At 58.9% G+C, this 14,351-nt stretch carries 16 protein-coding genes; 13 read left to right on the top strand and 3 right to left on the bottom strand.

Features of this window, described 5'->3' with window-relative positions; all coding sequences use genetic code 11:
- The first annotated feature begins 1 nt into the window (after window position 1).
- Genes ACYZUD_RS01265 through ACYZUD_RS01235 form a run of 7 tightly spaced genes read left to right on the top strand, consistent with a single transcriptional unit; the run spans window position 2 to window position 6,865 of the window.
- Complete coding sequence (locus tag ACYZUD_RS01265) at window positions 2-373, top strand: TIGR03745 family integrating conjugative element membrane protein (protein ID WP_462022232.1); 372 nt, start codon at window positions 2-4, stop codon at window positions 371-373.
- A gap of 7 nt (window positions 374-380) precedes the next feature.
- Window positions 381-794 (top strand): TIGR03750 family conjugal transfer protein, encoded by a 414-nt coding sequence (locus tag ACYZUD_RS01260; RefSeq protein WP_462022231.1) that lies wholly within the window; start codon window positions 381-383, stop codon window positions 792-794.
- Complete coding sequence (locus ACYZUD_RS01255) at window positions 791-1,432, top strand: PFL_4703 family integrating conjugative element protein (protein WP_462022230.1); 642 nt, start codon at window positions 791-793, stop codon at window positions 1,430-1,432. The genes ACYZUD_RS01260 and ACYZUD_RS01255 overlap by 4 nt, the downstream gene beginning before the upstream one ends.
- Window positions 1,429-2,241 carry a TIGR03749 family integrating conjugative element protein gene (locus ACYZUD_RS01250; protein WP_462022229.1) on the top strand — a complete coding sequence of 271 codons (813 nt, stop codon included), beginning with the start codon at window positions 1,429-1,431 and terminating at the stop codon, window positions 2,239-2,241. The genes ACYZUD_RS01255 and ACYZUD_RS01250 overlap by 4 nt, the downstream gene beginning before the upstream one ends.
- Entirely contained in the window at window positions 2,231-3,748 is a 1,518-nt protein-coding gene (locus ACYZUD_RS01245; RefSeq protein ID WP_462022228.1) for a TIGR03752 family integrating conjugative element protein, read from the top strand. The genes ACYZUD_RS01250 and ACYZUD_RS01245 overlap by 11 nt, the downstream gene beginning before the upstream one ends.
- Window positions 3,711-4,127: a TIGR03751 family conjugal transfer lipoprotein gene (locus ACYZUD_RS01240; protein WP_462022227.1), complete on the top strand. Its 417-nt coding sequence runs from the start codon at window positions 3,711-3,713 to the stop codon at window positions 4,125-4,127. The genes ACYZUD_RS01245 and ACYZUD_RS01240 overlap by 38 nt, the downstream gene beginning before the upstream one ends.
- Entirely contained in the window at window positions 4,124-6,865 is a 2,742-nt protein-coding gene (locus ACYZUD_RS01235; protein ID WP_462022226.1) for a conjugative transfer ATPase, read from the top strand. Before ACYZUD_RS01240 ends, ACYZUD_RS01235 begins: the two co-directional genes overlap by 4 nt.
- Before the next feature lie 41 nt (window positions 6,866-6,906).
- Here ACYZUD_RS01235 and ACYZUD_RS01230 read toward each other — a convergent pair whose 3' ends face one another.
- Window positions 6,907-7,164, bottom strand: coding sequence for a LasR-specific antiactivator QslA (locus ACYZUD_RS01230; protein WP_462022225.1), 258 nt, complete (start codon window positions 7,162-7,164; stop codon window positions 6,907-6,909).
- A gap of 169 nt (window positions 7,165-7,333) precedes the next feature.
- On the opposite strand from ACYZUD_RS01230, the gene ACYZUD_RS01225 reads away from it, so the two are divergent.
- From ACYZUD_RS01225 to ACYZUD_RS01205, 5 genes are all read left to right on the top strand, one after another.
- A complete protein-coding gene (locus tag ACYZUD_RS01225) occupies window positions 7,334-7,588 on the top strand; it encodes a helix-turn-helix domain-containing protein (RefSeq protein WP_462022224.1) in 255 nt (84 codons plus the stop codon).
- Window positions 7,589-7,693: 105 nt separating this feature from the next.
- A complete protein-coding gene (locus ACYZUD_RS01220; RefSeq protein WP_462022223.1) occupies window positions 7,694-8,650 on the top strand; it encodes a TIGR03756 family integrating conjugative element protein in 957 nt (318 codons plus the stop codon).
- Window positions 8,647-10,029 (top strand): integrating conjugative element protein, encoded by a 1,383-nt coding sequence (locus tag ACYZUD_RS01215; protein ID WP_462022222.1) that lies wholly within the window; start codon window positions 8,647-8,649, stop codon window positions 10,027-10,029. Before ACYZUD_RS01220 ends, ACYZUD_RS01215 begins: the two co-directional genes overlap by 4 nt.
- 3 nt (window positions 10,030-10,032) lie before the next feature.
- Window positions 10,033-10,341, top strand: coding sequence for a hypothetical protein (locus ACYZUD_RS01210; RefSeq protein ID WP_462022221.1), 309 nt, complete (start codon window positions 10,033-10,035; stop codon window positions 10,339-10,341).
- A gap of 10 nt (window positions 10,342-10,351) precedes the next feature.
- Window positions 10,352-11,908, top strand: coding sequence for a conjugal transfer protein TraG N-terminal domain-containing protein (locus ACYZUD_RS01205; RefSeq protein ID WP_462022220.1), 1,557 nt, complete (start codon window positions 10,352-10,354; stop codon window positions 11,906-11,908).
- Between the two features lie 8 nt (window positions 11,909-11,916).
- Here the strand turns inward: ACYZUD_RS01205 and ACYZUD_RS01200 are convergent, their stop codons facing one another.
- Window positions 11,917-12,282, bottom strand: a complete 366-nt coding sequence (locus ACYZUD_RS01200) for a DUF3742 family protein (protein WP_462022219.1) — start codon at window positions 12,280-12,282, stop codon at window positions 11,917-11,919.
- Window positions 12,283-12,738: 456 nt separating this feature from the next.
- On the opposite strand from ACYZUD_RS01200, the gene ACYZUD_RS01195 reads away from it, so the two are divergent.
- Window positions 12,739-13,101, top strand: coding sequence for a DUF3085 domain-containing protein (locus ACYZUD_RS01195; protein ID WP_462022218.1), 363 nt, complete (start codon window positions 12,739-12,741; stop codon window positions 13,099-13,101).
- Window positions 13,102-13,376: 275 nt separating this feature from the next.
- Here the strand turns inward: ACYZUD_RS01195 and ACYZUD_RS01190 are convergent, their stop codons facing one another.
- Window positions 13,377-14,315 (bottom strand): hypothetical protein, encoded by a 939-nt coding sequence (locus tag ACYZUD_RS01190; RefSeq protein WP_462025160.1) that lies wholly within the window; start codon window positions 14,313-14,315, stop codon window positions 13,377-13,379.
- Between the last annotated feature and the right edge of the window lie 36 nt (window positions 14,316-14,351).

Genomic DNA, 14,351 nt, shown 5'->3' with positions numbered 1-14,351 from the left:
CATGCACAAGTGCTTTGCCCCCCTGAAAAACAACCTGCGTGATCGTGCGAGCCAGCGCTTGATCGGTCTGCTGTTGGTACTCGGTCCAAGTCTGGCTTTTGCCGAACTTCCCACCATGGAAGCCCCTTCTCGTGGCGAAGGCTCAGGATTGATCGAAACGATCAAAAACTACGCCTACGACGGCGGCATCCTCCTCGGCCTGCTGATCGCCCTGCTCGCTTTCTTGGGTGTGGCCTGGCATTCCCTGACTGTGTATGCCGACGTGCAGAACCAGCGCAAGACTTGGAAAGACCCCGGCGCCGTAGTCGGCATCGGAGCCTTGCTGGTGGTGATCATCATCTGGTTCCTGACCAAGGCTGCCGCGATTCTGTGAGGTTGGCATGAACGACGCTATCGAACGCCTTGCCAACGGCACCTTGGTCTTTCTGCCAGAGCGACTCAATCGCGATCCCGTCGTATTGCGTGGTTTAACCAATGATGAGATGTGGGTGGCACTCGGCGCCGGCGCAGTCATTGGCCTGCTGTTGGGCGTGCCTCTGGCGATCGCCACCGCCTCCATTGCAGTGGCACCGACGAGCATGATCGCAAGCATGGCGGTGGTGTTGCTTGCCGGTGGCACGCTACTGCGTCGGGCCAAACGAGCCCGCCCCGAGACCTGGCTATATCGCAAGCTCGAATGGATACTCGCCAGCCGTTGGCGTCTGGGTCACGGCAGTTTGATCCTCCACTCCGGCGCCTGGACGGTTCGCCGCTCACGTCGACTGCGCCCTGCCCTGTCCCGGTGGCAGTCATGAGTCGTTTTCGGAACAAGGTCGATGCCCAGCAGGCCCATATCTTCAGCCTGCGTCTGGCGGTAGTGATCCTCGCCCTGCTCTGTACCGGACTCTGGTACGGATGGCGCTCGGCGCCGACCGACCTGACCGTGCATGTCCCTCCGGATTTGCGCTCGGGCAGCACTCGCAAGTGGTGGGATATTCCCTCAGAGAATGTCTATGCCTTTGCCCTGTACATCTTTGGCCAACTCAACCGCTGGCCTTCGGATGGTGAGCAGGATTATCGCCGTGCCATCTATGGTTTGCAGTCCTACCTGACACCCGCCTGCAAGGCCTTCCTCGACGGCGACTACGAGTACCGCAAAGCCGCTGGCGAACTGCGCCAGCGGGTGCGTGGCGTCTACGAAATTCTGGGCCGAGGCTATAGCGAAGATCCGGAACTCAGGGTCAAGCAACTCGACCGCGACAGCTGGCTGGTCAAGCTCGACCTCAACGCCGATGAGTATTACGCCGCCGAACCGGTGAAACGAGTGGTGGTGCGTTATCCATTACGCGTAGTGCGTTTCGACCTGGACCCCGAACGCAATAAGTGGGGGCTGGCGCTGGATTGCTATCAGGGCACTCCGCAAAAAATCTCCCTGCCTGGAGTTGAGCCATGAAGCGGATTTCTACCCTGGGACTCACCGTCGCACTGATGCTATGGGGAGCTGCAGCGCAGGCCGTCGAGCTGATGCACTGGGAACGCCTACCCCTCGTGGTCCCTCTGGTGATCAATCAAGAACGGGTGGTCTTTGTCGATGAGGCTGTTCGAGTCGGCGTGCCCTCAACCCTGACAGGTAAGCTGCGCGTACAATCAACTGGCGGCACGCTGTACCTGCGCGCGTCGGAAGCCATTGCACCGACCCGCCTGCAACTGCAATCAGTAACGACGGGCGAGATCATCCTTCTAGATATCGCGGCCACTCCCGGCGATCAACCGCTGGAGCCCGTGCGCATTCTCAAGAATGCTCAGGTGCAAGCTACCGAGGCTGAATCTAGCACCGTCCCTGTTTCAGAACATACACCGATCCCGGTCGCTTTGACGCGCTATGCCGCGCAAAGCCTGTACGCGCCTCTGCGCACCGTGGAGTCCCTACCAGGTATACGCCGCGTACCGCTTAAGTTGCGCACCGAACTACCGCCCCTGCTGCCGACCGAAAACGTGTCCAGCACACCCATCGCTGCCTGGCGACTCGGTGATTACTGGGTAACGGCGGTGAAGTTGCGCAATCGTGGTTCAGGGACCGTGCAACTCGACCCGCGTCAGCTTCAGGCCAAGCTGTTCGCCGCGACCTTCCAACACGCCTTCCTCGGGCCTGTCGGCAGTGCTGAAGACACCACGATCGCCTACCTCGTCACTCGCGGTGCCGGCCTCGAACACGCCGTGCTGCTCCCGCCCGTTGTGCGAGGTGCTGGCGATGAAGGCTAATGCATTGCTCAAATGGCTGGTACCGGCTGCGCTGCTGACTGTGGTGCTGATCATCCTGAAAACCTGGGTCGCGGGTGGCAGCACGCCCTCTCCAGAGGACCCTGTTGATCAGGGCAACCTTCAGTTATCCGCCGAGCAAGCCAAGTCGCTTGGCATTGCAGGCGATACCCCACGCGACACGGTCGCCACCCTGGTTGGCCAGGTGAAGGCCATGCGCAGCGACATGCTCGGTTTGAAGAAACACAATGACTCACTGCAGACGGAAAACAATCGACTGCGCGAGCGGGAAAACAGTGTCGATTCGCGTATCCAGACGGCGCTCGGCAGTGTGACCCAGCAGGTTGACGAAGGCCGTCGCCAAGCCAACGAAGCACGACTCAAAGCGGAACAAGACAGTCGCCAGGCCCATGGGCTGCTGACAAAGTTGCAGAATCAGTTGTCCGGACTGACCGGCAAAGGTCAGGATCTGCCGGTCGGACTGGGGCTTCAGCCAGGCGATGGCGCTCAGTTCGAGGGAGGCCATCCTGCCGGTGACACGATGCAGTGGATTGAACCCTCGGACGCTAAGTCTACCGACGCCCGAGGCAAAACTAAGACCTCCCCCGCACTGAGTCTGCCTTCCACCTTCAACTCACTGGAAGGTTTGAAAGATAACGCTATTGATCGCAGCCAGAAACAGCTACGTGCAGTCACCAAGGGTGAGCGTGACCTGACGCGCTCCGCTGATCGTACCGAAGGCGCGAAGCCGGTCTACACCATTCCCGAAAACGCGACATTGATGGGCTCGGTCGCCATGACCGCGCTGATCGGCCGAGTCCCGGTGGACGGCACAGTGAATGATCCCTATCCCTTCAAGGTGCTGGTCGGTCCGGAGAACCTGACTGCCAACGGCATCGACCTGCCGGACGTCGCAGGGGCCGTGATGAGCGGCACAGCCTCCGGTGACTGGACCCTGTCTTGCGTACGCGGACAGGTCGAGTCGATCACCTTTGTGTTTACCAATGGCACCATCCGCACGGTGCCTCAGCCGAAGGCGGTAGCCAGCCGCAATGCCTCCACCACCCAGAGTTCGAACACCGACAAAATCCGTGGCGGACTCGGTTACCTGTCCGATCCGTATGGCATTCCTTGCATTGCCGGCGAGCGCCGCTCGAACGCCCAGCAGTACCTCGGCAGCCAGAGCCTCATCACGGCCGCCGGCGCCGGTGTCGCCGCTCTGCTCGGGGATGAGAAGAACAACAGCAGCGTGATCAGTTCGGGCGGCAGTGTCTTCGGGGTCACCAGCAGCAGTGGCAATAGCGCACTGAATTCAATTCTCAGCGGTGGGGTCAGCGACATCCGCGAGTGGGTGAACAAGCTGTATGGCGAAGCCTTTGCTGCCGTGTACGTGCCACCGGCCGCCCAAGTCGCTCTGCACCTCGACCATGAAATCACCATCGACTACGAGCCCAAGGGCCGGAGCGTTCGCCATGAAAAAGACCATGCCTCCCTGCCTGACCTGGATTAGCGTGTTCTGCTGGGTTCTGGCGGGGTGTTCCACCGACAAGGAGACACTGCTGTCCCATGGCGAGCAAACCATGCTGGACATCTGGAACGGTGCCGGCTCGCAAGGCACTCAGCAGCAACTGCTGGATGCTCGGCAGCAGTTACGCCGTCCGCTGGCCCAGGTAGATTTCTCCGCCTCTCTCCAAGAACCGTACACGCGCACCGCGACGAACGAGATCCACAATTTGTTCCCTCGCCTGCCCAATCCCGATCTGCTGCTGTACGTGTATCCGCACCTGAGCGGTACCGAGCAGGCACCGGTCCCGGGCTACTCGACCGTTTTTCCGTTTTACCAGCGCGTGCAGTACGCGCTGCCCGGTGAACGCCAGGAAGACTTATGATGCGAACCGGCGCTCACGCGTGGAAAGCCTGGCGCAATCCATTGCGCCCTCGCGCCACCTTGGCCGATGAAGCCGCACTGTACGCGCGCAACCCCAGCTTCACCGATCACCTTCCGTGGGTCGAGTACCTCGACACCGAGCAGTGTTTTCTGCTCGATGACAATCGCTCGGTGGGTTCGGTGTTCGAGTTGATGCCCATCGGCACTGAAGGGCGCGAACCCGATTGGTTGAGGGCGGCCCGCGATGCCCTTGAGGATGCCCTGCAGGACAGCTTTGACGAGCGGGATCAAGCCCCTTGGGTGGCGCAGTTTTTCTGTCAGGACGACAACGACTTCACCCCCTACCTGACCCGGCTCACTGATTACATTCAGTACAGCGCGCGAGGCACGGTGTTCACCGAAGCGTACCTGGAACTTACTCGCCGACATCTGAAGGCCATCGCCAAGCCCGGCGGTCTGTTCGAGGACAAGGCAGTCACGCGCCTGCCCTGGCGCGGAAACAACCGCCAGGTGCGCCTGGTGGTCTATCGCTGGCTTGAGTCTGACGGCGAGGAGACGGGACTCACCCCGGTGCAATCCCTGCATCAGGCTTGTGAGCGGATCGGTGCCTCGCTGCAGGCGTGCGGGGTGCAATCAACGCGAGTCGATGGTCGAGGTCTGTATGCCTGGTTATTGCCCTGGTTCAATCCAGCCCCCAGGCTCACCGATGAAGCGCCCGAGGAGTTCTACCGCCGCGCGGCCTATCCGGAGTCGGGCGACGGTGAGTCGCTGGAACTGCCCTTTGATCATGACTTTGCCGAGCGGCTGTTCTTCAACGAACCGCATTCGGATGTGCAGCGCGGACTCTGGTACTTCGATGGTCAACCCCATCGGGTCATGGTGGTGGATAAGCTGCGGCGGGCGCCATCGATTGGTCAACTCACCGGCGAAACCCGAAAGGGTGACGCGGTGAATGCGCTATTTGACCAGTTGCCTGAAGGCACGGTGATGAGCCTGACCCTAGTGGTCAAGCCGCAGGACGTGCTCGAGGATCAGTTGAACCGCCTGGCCCGCAAAGCCATCGGTGAAAACCTGGCCTCGACCCAGACCCGTCAGGATGTCGAAGAGGCTCGCACGATCATCGGTCGTCAGCACAAGCTGTACCGGGGAACGCTGGCGTTCTATGTTCGCGGTCATGATGAACAGCAGTTGCACCAGCGCTCGGTCAGCCTGGCCAACGCCCTGTTGGGTGCGGGGCTTCAGCCGGTGCGGAAAGGCGACGAAGTCGCCGCCTGCAACAGCTACCTGCGGTGGTTGCCGATGGCTTACAACCCGGCCCGCGATACGCGCAACTGGTACACGCGTCTGATGTTCGCCCAGCACCTGGCGAACCTCGTTCCGGTCTGGGGCCGCAGCACCGGCACCGGCCATCCGGGCATTACTCTGTTCAATCGTGGTGGCTCGCCGTTGAGTTTTGATCCGTTGTCACGTCTGGACCGGGCCATGAACGGCCATCTGCTGTTATTCGGCCCCACCGGGGCCGGCAAGTCGGCGACCCTGGTCACCCTGCTCATGCAGGTCATGGCGGTGTACCGCCCTCGCCTGTTTATCGTCGAAGCCGGCAACTCATTCGGCTTGCAGGGCGATTACTTCGCGACACAGGGCTTGTCGGTCAACAAGGTCCAATTGAAACCTGGTGCCTCGGTCAGCCTCGCTCCGTTCGCCGACGCTTGGCGCCTGGTCGAGCAGCCGGATCAGGTGGCGAGTCTGTCGATCGATGAGCTGGACGATGAGGCGGTAGCCAGTCGCGAAGACCAACGCGATGTTCTTGGTGAGCTGGAAATCACCGCCCGGCTGATGATCACCGGCGGCGAGGCCAAAGAAGAGGCGCGCCTGAGCCGGGCCGATCGCAGCTTGATCCGCGAGTGCATTCTGGATGCGGCGCAGAACTGCGTCGCCACCGGCCGCCAGGTACTGACCCGCAACGTGCGCGACGCCTTGCTGCGCGTCGCCGCCGACCCGCACTTGCCGGAGAAGCGTCGCGAGCGCGCCCAGGAAATGGGCGAGTCCATCGACCTATTTTGCCAGGGTTTCGAGGGTGAACTGTTCGATCGCGAAGGCACGCCTTGGCCCGAGAGCGATGTGACCATTGTCGATCTCGCCACTTACGCGCGCGAAGGCTACGAGGCACAGATGTCCATCAGCTACATCAGCCTGATGAACACCGTGAACAACCTCGCCGAGCGCGATCAGTATTTGGGGCGTCCGATCATCATGGTCACCGACGAGGGCCATATCATCACCAAAAACCCGCTGCTGGCGCCATTCGTGGTCAAGGGCACGAAGATGTGGCGCAAGCTCGGCGCGTGGTTCTGGCTGGCGACGCAAAACCTTGCCGACTTCCCCACTGCCGCGCAGACCATGCTCAACATGATCGAATGGTGGATTTGTTTGAACATGCCACCGGCGGAAATCGAAGAAATCGCCCGCTTCAAGAAGCTTTCACCGGCGCAGAAAGCCTTGTTGCTCTCCGCCAGTAAGGAGCCGGGTAAATACACTGAGGGAGTCGTGCTGTCGAAGAAGCTCGAAACGCTGTTTCGGGCTGTACCGCCTAGTCTTTATCTCGCCCTGGCCATGACGGAGCCCGAGGAAAAAGCCGAGCGCTGGACACTGATGCAGGAGAACAGCTGTTCAGAGTTGGAAGCGGCTCACCGCGTAGCTGAACGGATTGATAGAGCGCGAGGAATAGAACCCACATAGGGGAATCTATTCAAGCATCGCGCTCTAAAACGAGCGACAGGTTATTGTGATGCGCCCCGAAGCCGCTGCTGAATCCTCAACAGGAAGCCGGCTTCGAAGGCATCTTGGCAGTCGCCGACAGGAAAGGTCTTGCGGGTTTGCGCCAGCGCCCACCACAGTGGAGTCTCGCCGGGCGTATCAAGCCAAGCCTGAGCACATTGCACGCCACGTTCGATCATCGGGGCAAACTCGCTGCCCCAAGGCGTCAGAAGACTTGAGCAACCATCCGCCGCCGGAATTGCAATGTAGTTTTCGTCCATACACACCCTAGATGTCTGAATTATTGTTAGATTTGGAATCCAACCTCGAAAAGCTTAACGACACCAAATGAACGCTCGATAACAGGCCTGAACACCAAATGGCCTAGTTGAATGCCAATGTAGACTATATCCCGTGGATTGAGAGTCCCTCAAGGCGCAGTTTGCGCGCATGACTCAAAACTACGAACAGCTTCGTCTGCATCTGTCGGAAAACATCCGCTGGATGCGACGCCTGAAAAACCTGACCCAAGAGCAACTGGCACTCATGGCCGAGGTGGATCGCACCTACGTCAGTCAAATCGAACGATGCACGGGCAATCCGTCGCTGTTGGTCCTGTGCAAACTCGCGAATATTCTCGAAATCACTACAGATCAGTTGCTTACGGAACCCGATCTCCTGCGCAACGCCCTTCACGTCAAATAATAGTCTCACGTCTCACAAAGTCGACACACCCACCTTCATTTTTTCTACTGACAGTCTTCAGTCCCTAACCGAACCTGCCCAGGCCATACACCGAGAGCCTGGATCATGCCCGTTGCCTGCTCGTCAATCCCGCCCACAAAGCTACGGCCCTTAGCGCTAAGCATCCTGCTGACGTGCGGCCCAAGCGTGGCGCTGGACAGCGGCAGCATCACGTCCTCCGTGCTTTCTCCAGGCTGTCTCGAATACCGAATCGTCGGCATTTGTTTCTGGCTCCTCTGCACGCCCTTCGGTTGCACAGTCAAAACCTCAATGAAGGTTCGTCATTTCATTCCTGAGTTGGTGGTCTCGAGCTATGCCACCACCGGCAACAACCCCTGGACCGAGATGGCCGCCTTCTCCGCTCCCATCAGCGGCGCGGAAGGTGGCGGCAACCTGATCACGCCGAACACCCGCCGCGACAACCTGCCCCGCTTCAAGAACGTCGACGGGATCGGCCACCCCGGTGGCTGGGCCGCGACGCAACTGGCTTCGCAGTCCGGCTACGCCTGCGCCAGCGGTGCAACGGCGTTCATGCCCTACTACCTGAGTACCCTGGACTCACTGGCCTGGCGCCATGGCATCCCAGAAAGTTTCTACCCCGAGTCGCTCGTGCCGGGGATCCGTGAAATCGGTCGTCAGGCTTCGGGAAACATGTGGGGCAACGTTTATCCCCGGCAGGGTTTTCTGGTACAGCCCGACGATTTCAAGGCGGCCGCCGTCATGGCGCAACGGGCCGGCGATGTGATGACCCGCAACTGGCAGCCGCATGTGTACTTACCCCTCACGCCCGCCAAACGCGACGGCTACTGGCCGCCTGGCCCGATCGTTGAAAACGACGCTTCGACCCACAAATGGCAATTACTCTACCCTCAGGTGCAGCCTACGTGCGCCATCTTCCCCAGCGATCCGGAACAAAGCGCGGATGGCGGCTACGCCTGGTCGCTGTGGCGTCCCTATAGCTGCTGCAAACGTGAGGGACAGACCTTCCTGTTCAGCATCGACTTTGAAGGCGGTGCGTCATGAGCCGGCTTCGCGCGCGACCCTGGTTGGGCACGATGAGTCTGGTGTTCTACGGACTGCTCGCCATGGTCACGCATGCCCACGCCGCCGAGGGCGATTACCGCCTGGGTACTCAAGGCGAAGTACTCGACGACCGAGTGATGTACACCATCGGTGGCGGCTCGGCAGTCGGCTCACCGAGTTCGCTCTACCGACCCAGTGGTCTCGGTGTCGGCGGGTCATGGCGAGCGAACATGATGTGCGGAAACATGAGCCTCACTAACACCCTGCAAAACCAACTGAACGGAGTCACCGAAGGTTTCCAGCAGATCATGGGCAGCATCGTGCAGAACGCGACCCAAGCGGTGATGTCGCTGCCGGCGTTGATCATCCAGCGCGCCAACCCCGGTCTCTATGAGTTGCTCAGTAACGGGGTGATGCAAGGTCGTATCGACTTCGACCGCTCCAAGCTGACCTGCCAAGCCATGGCCGAAAAGATGGCGGACAAGGTCGGTCAAGCCGGCTGGGGTTCGCTGGCCAAGAACCAGGAGATGCAGGGCAATCTGGAGCAAACCGGCGCTGATGCAGTGGCCGCGGTGAAAAACACCGAGGCCCATAACGGCAACAATGGAGTGTCCTGGGTCGGCGGTTCGAAGGCCGGAGGTAACGGACAGACGCCCATTCGGGTGACCGACGACGTGGTGCGAGCAGGCTACAACCTGCTGCATAACCGGTCGGTGGATGACAGCGCCTCGATCAGTAGCAGCGACTGCTTAGGCGGGGCTATTTGCCAGACTTGGACCTCGCCCCAAGAGGAATCCGAATGGGCCGTCCGCGTACTGGGCGAGAGCGAAGTCTCGACCTGCGACAGCTGCGAAACCCTGCGTGCCACCGCCGGCAGCGGATTGACGCCGCTGATCCAGGAGGCCTACAGCGAACGTCTCAAGGCCCTGCAAGGGCTGCTGTCCGGCTCACTGTCGCCCACCCCTGACAATCTGGCTAAAGCCTCGAGCCCGATGCTGCCGGTGACCCGTGGCGTGATCGAAGCCCTGCGTGACGACCCTGACCAGGATCTGTTGGCACGGCGCCTGGCCAGTGAAACGGCCTTGTCCAGTGTGCTCGACAAAGCGCTTCTGCTACTGCGCACCCTGCTGGCAGGCAGTCACGAACCGAACATCGCCTCCGCTGAGCCGGCCCAAACCGCCTTGACAAAAAATATCGACGCCCTGGAGCGCGAAATACGTCTGCTACAAACCGAGCTGCAGGTCCGGCAGATGCTGGCCACCAACACCGCCAGCCTGGTGCTCGATCGGCATGCCGGTGGTGCTGATGCTTCGCGGACCGTCGAGCAAGGCGACCCTGAGCCCGGTCGACTCAATGATGCTGACGCCAGACGCAAGTGAGCCATGAAACGCTCACTGCTATTCACTTTGCTTTTGAGTCTGGGGATTGCCGCAGTGATGATCCTGACCGCCGCACTGGTCGCCTGGATCGGCTGCACTGCGCTGGGTAGTTTCGAGGTCTGGCAGCAGGCATTCGAATCCGCACGACCTTATCTGCGGTGGTGGCGCACCCTACTTTACGCCGCCCCCTTTGCGCTCTGGTGGAACCTGCTTCGACGCTACCGACATCGACCACAGGATCGACTGCGCGTGAAACGCATCGGGACATTAGGGCTCGTGCTCTTTATCTGCGTCGAACTCACCCGACTGTGAGGTCACCCCCATGCTTATGAGCACCAACAGCTACCTGGAGTTTTACCTCTCCCTGCTGGCCTGGATCATCAACAACGGCCTCTGGAGCGTCCTGTCCGACACCGGGCTATTCGCCGCGCCCTTTGGTGCAATCATCATGCAGGAATGGCTATCGGCCCGTCAGCAAGGCGCGGATGAAGGTAACAAGGGACTGCTCTCAGTGCCGCGGATCGAGAACCGGTTGTGGCTGGCCTACATCGTGGTGTTGTTCGGCTGCGCGCCGGTCTTTCCGTTGAGCCTCTCGTCAATGACGTTCGATGATGCGGCGAGCCAGCGCTGCGGCGTGAGTGTGGCCAAACCGACGGAAACCGCCTGGGGGACGACCTTCAATACTATCGGCGAACGCTCTGCGAACGTGCCGATCTGGTGGTTTCTGGTGCATGCCTTGAGCAAAGGCGTGACCGCGGCGGCCACCGCCTCCATCCCCTGCGCACCGGATATCCGGCAGATGCGCATGGAGATCGACAGCTCGCGCATCGACAGCCAGGTGCTGCTGCAGGAGGTCGCCGACTTCACCCGCGACTGCTACGGCTATTCCCGTTCTCGGCTATTCACCAACCGTCCGCAGTTGGACAAGGCACAAAGTCATGACGCCTCCTGGATCGGCTCAAGCTATTTGCTCGATACGCCTGGCTACTACGACACGGATCGCTCACGCACGCCGCGAGTCAGTTGGCCGTATGACGAAAATCGCGATGTTTCCTTGCCGCGGCTGGAGAATGGTGCGGGCTACCCCACCTGCAAGCAATGGTGGAGCGACAGCGGTGTCGGGTTGCGCGAGCGTTTGATCGGGCAGGTTGATCCCTCGTTGTTGACTCAGCTGAAAGATTGGTTGACTGGTCGTTCGAGCAACGAGATCGAGGATGCCGCCGTGCGCGAACTGGTCAGCCCGCGCCAGCAATCGATGTCCATGTCGCCCGGACAGGTGTACCAGGACTATGGCTCCAGCGCCCGCGGCGGCTCGATCAATCAGGGGCTCAATAACCTGGCCACCAACACAGGGCTGGCGCTCGGCTCCTTCAGCAACTTCCCGGCGATGAATGCGCTACGCGCCGCCCTGCCGATGGTGCAGGCTTTCCTGATCATGGGCATCATCATCAGCTTGCCGCTGATTCTATTGGTCAGTACCTACCAGTTGAAGACCGTCATGACGGTGACGTTCGCACTGTTCACGCTGCACATGCTGAGTTTTTGGTGGGAGTTGGCCCGCTGGGTCGACTCCAGCATGCTCGACACCTTGTACAACCAGGTTTCAGCGTCCAATCAGGTGCTGTTGTCGCTGCCCACATCCGGCTTCATGGATGGAACTGTCACGGCACAGGTGATCGAGTATGTGATGGGGGCGATGTTCATCGTGCTACCAATGCTGTTTCTAGGGGCCATGAGTTGGGCCGGATATAGCGTAGGTTCAGGCGTAGAAGGAATGCTCAGCAGGGGAACCCACGCAGCACAGACAGCGAGCTCTAACGGAACCTCTCAGTTGATGAGCGGTGCAAGAATTGTTTCGGGTAAATCGAGCTCAAAATAACCAAGAGGCTACTTCAGAGAACCCCATTTATCGTACCGCTCAGGCCAAGACGTTCTATGCGTTGGATCATCGAGATCGTCAATACCTGGAGTGTCTGAATCCTGAATTGGGATAGCTGCTAATACGACGATTGTGCACATCAGCACAAACAACCAGAAGCTAACAAAAAGAAATGCTCCGAGCAGAGCAAACTTGGCAGTCAGAAAACTCCCGCGAACAAGTAATTTACCTGCGGGCATACCTGCCGTTTCCGCACGCTCAACCACGCGGGATTCAAACGTTTTCAACTTACGGTAACCACGCTTCACCGACAGACCACAGGCGTACGCCCAGCGGTGGGCACGTGAACTCTGAACAGGTTGCTGAGTCGGCATGGTCTCGCCCTCTTCTGAGCGTTTTCATGGTTGAGACAAGAGTAACAGCCTACTACTGAAAACGGCCCGTGCCTGACCGCTTATCAGTTTTTCCGGCCGAAAAATCTTCATTGGAAGCCAGAAGACAAACCCCGTGAAACAGCGTCTCTACAGTGATTGACCCAGATAAATCGTCCAGCTAAATACAAGGTACGGATCGCTGTTATCGACAGCACTTCCCAGGTAGCCAGAACCTTCAAGGCTACGTCATTTCGGTGATGGCTCTCCCCAAGTGCGATTAGCGTTCGGTGGCTCGCACGATAACCGCTTCTACGGTGATGAACGCCTACTGCTCTCCTGAGCACTTTTCGAGCGCCGCTCGCCAGGCAAACCTTCTTGTTTTTCTTCAACCCACCGCGGGGAAATCTTTCCCGCATGGGGACAGGTTTCTTAGCACTGTCAACGGAGATATCAATCATGCTGCAATTTGCAGGCATTGAACTGCGGGCGGTCTTGTCCGAAGCCCTAGCAAACGACTGTCGAATCATACTGGTCAAGGATCATGGGGTGTACCTCATGTCTGAGGTCGACGAGACAACTCCCAACGGCAGTCGCAAGGTCCTTGTTTATGCGACTGGCTGCAACCCGTACCTCGATGAGTTCGAGCAATGGTGGAACGTCGCCATTAGCGAATTAGGAGGAGACGATTTTAGCGAGTACTTAGACGTCAATGATGGACTGCTTACCGAGCTATTGGAGACAGGTGATGACTTGATTATTCGTGCGACCGACACTCACCTTTACCTGGAAGTATTGAAAACAAAAACGGGCATGCGATAAAGATCAGCAATCTTGCCAAAACATACTGAATGCCTGATTAAGGCAGTTACCTGTGTCATATCCTGATCGATGTCCTGACGGGAAATCCGTTCATAGCCCCTCTATCGAGGGGCTTTTTCTCGCAGATATACGCGTCATTTTCGCATTCAGGTTGACCTGGGAAATTGCACACCACTTGACCTCCCGCTTGCATTCGACTTGACCAGTCGTTTGCATCGGACGTGACCAGGCATTTGCATTGGACTTGACCACTCGCCTAGCGAATCATGGGAAGGCTAAAGCAGCGCTACGGGGGGCACTACTTGAGGTGTGCCATCAGCGATGCACATCCACCCCCAAGTTCTGAGTGCCGACGTCTTCTTAAACTCCTCGACCAACTCGCCCGCGATTTCCCCGACGTCTTCCCGCAACTCGAACTGCGGGCGCATTGCGTGCAGAACGTCAATCCCCATATCCCCGGCAAGAAGCTTGCACATCAGCCTGGCACGAAGCTTCCAAGGCAAGGTTTTTCCGCGCCTTTCGGGATGCTGGTAAACCATGGTGTTCAAATGGGCGGACGCGTGGATGTAGTCAGCGCTGCTCATCCAGATCTGCAGGTGCGCAGGCACGCCAAGAGGTAAGACGTTGAACGCCAGCCAATCAATTAGGCCAACGGCAACACCGCGCGCCTGAAGCTCCATCGCCAGCATCAGAAGTACTTTGTGTAGGGAGTTTACTGCTTTTATAGCAAGAGATTTTCGACCCAGATGATCCGCTTCGACCACTATCACGATCAGCGCTGCGAGGGTATCCAAGCTTGCCCTGCGTTCGAGTTTTTCGAGTAGAACTTGAGTGGTTGGTTCGCGCTGAGCACTGTCCCAAATCATGTCGCTGGTATTGCGATAAAGCACCAGTTGGACTTCGGTGTTTAGCGTTCGGAAGTAATTGTCGAAACTGATCTTCCGTTTACGCGAGAGCAGTTTCACTAATGCCCATAGGGGATGGTTAAGGTCGCGGGAAGATCCAGGTGCTAGCAGTTCCACCCTGCTCAAGGTCTTCGCCTTGGGCGAGATCATTTTCTGCTCATACCTTGACCACTTGCTTCGGTAATGCCGGATCGTGCCATTCGCGTTTCTTCGAAATGACTCTTTTTCGAAATACAGCTCAAGGGCATAGGCAGTTTTAAGGCCTGTCCGCTGCCTCGGGCCTTCGAACCAATAGCCCACTGCGAGCATTTCCACCGTGTTGCTCCGGGGACTACTATTTTCCGG

The organism is Pseudomonas sp. XS1P51 (assembly GCF_054897845.1).
The sequence above is the reverse complement of the archived record's forward strand: the minus strand, read 5'-3'. Positions and strand labels throughout refer to the sequence as shown.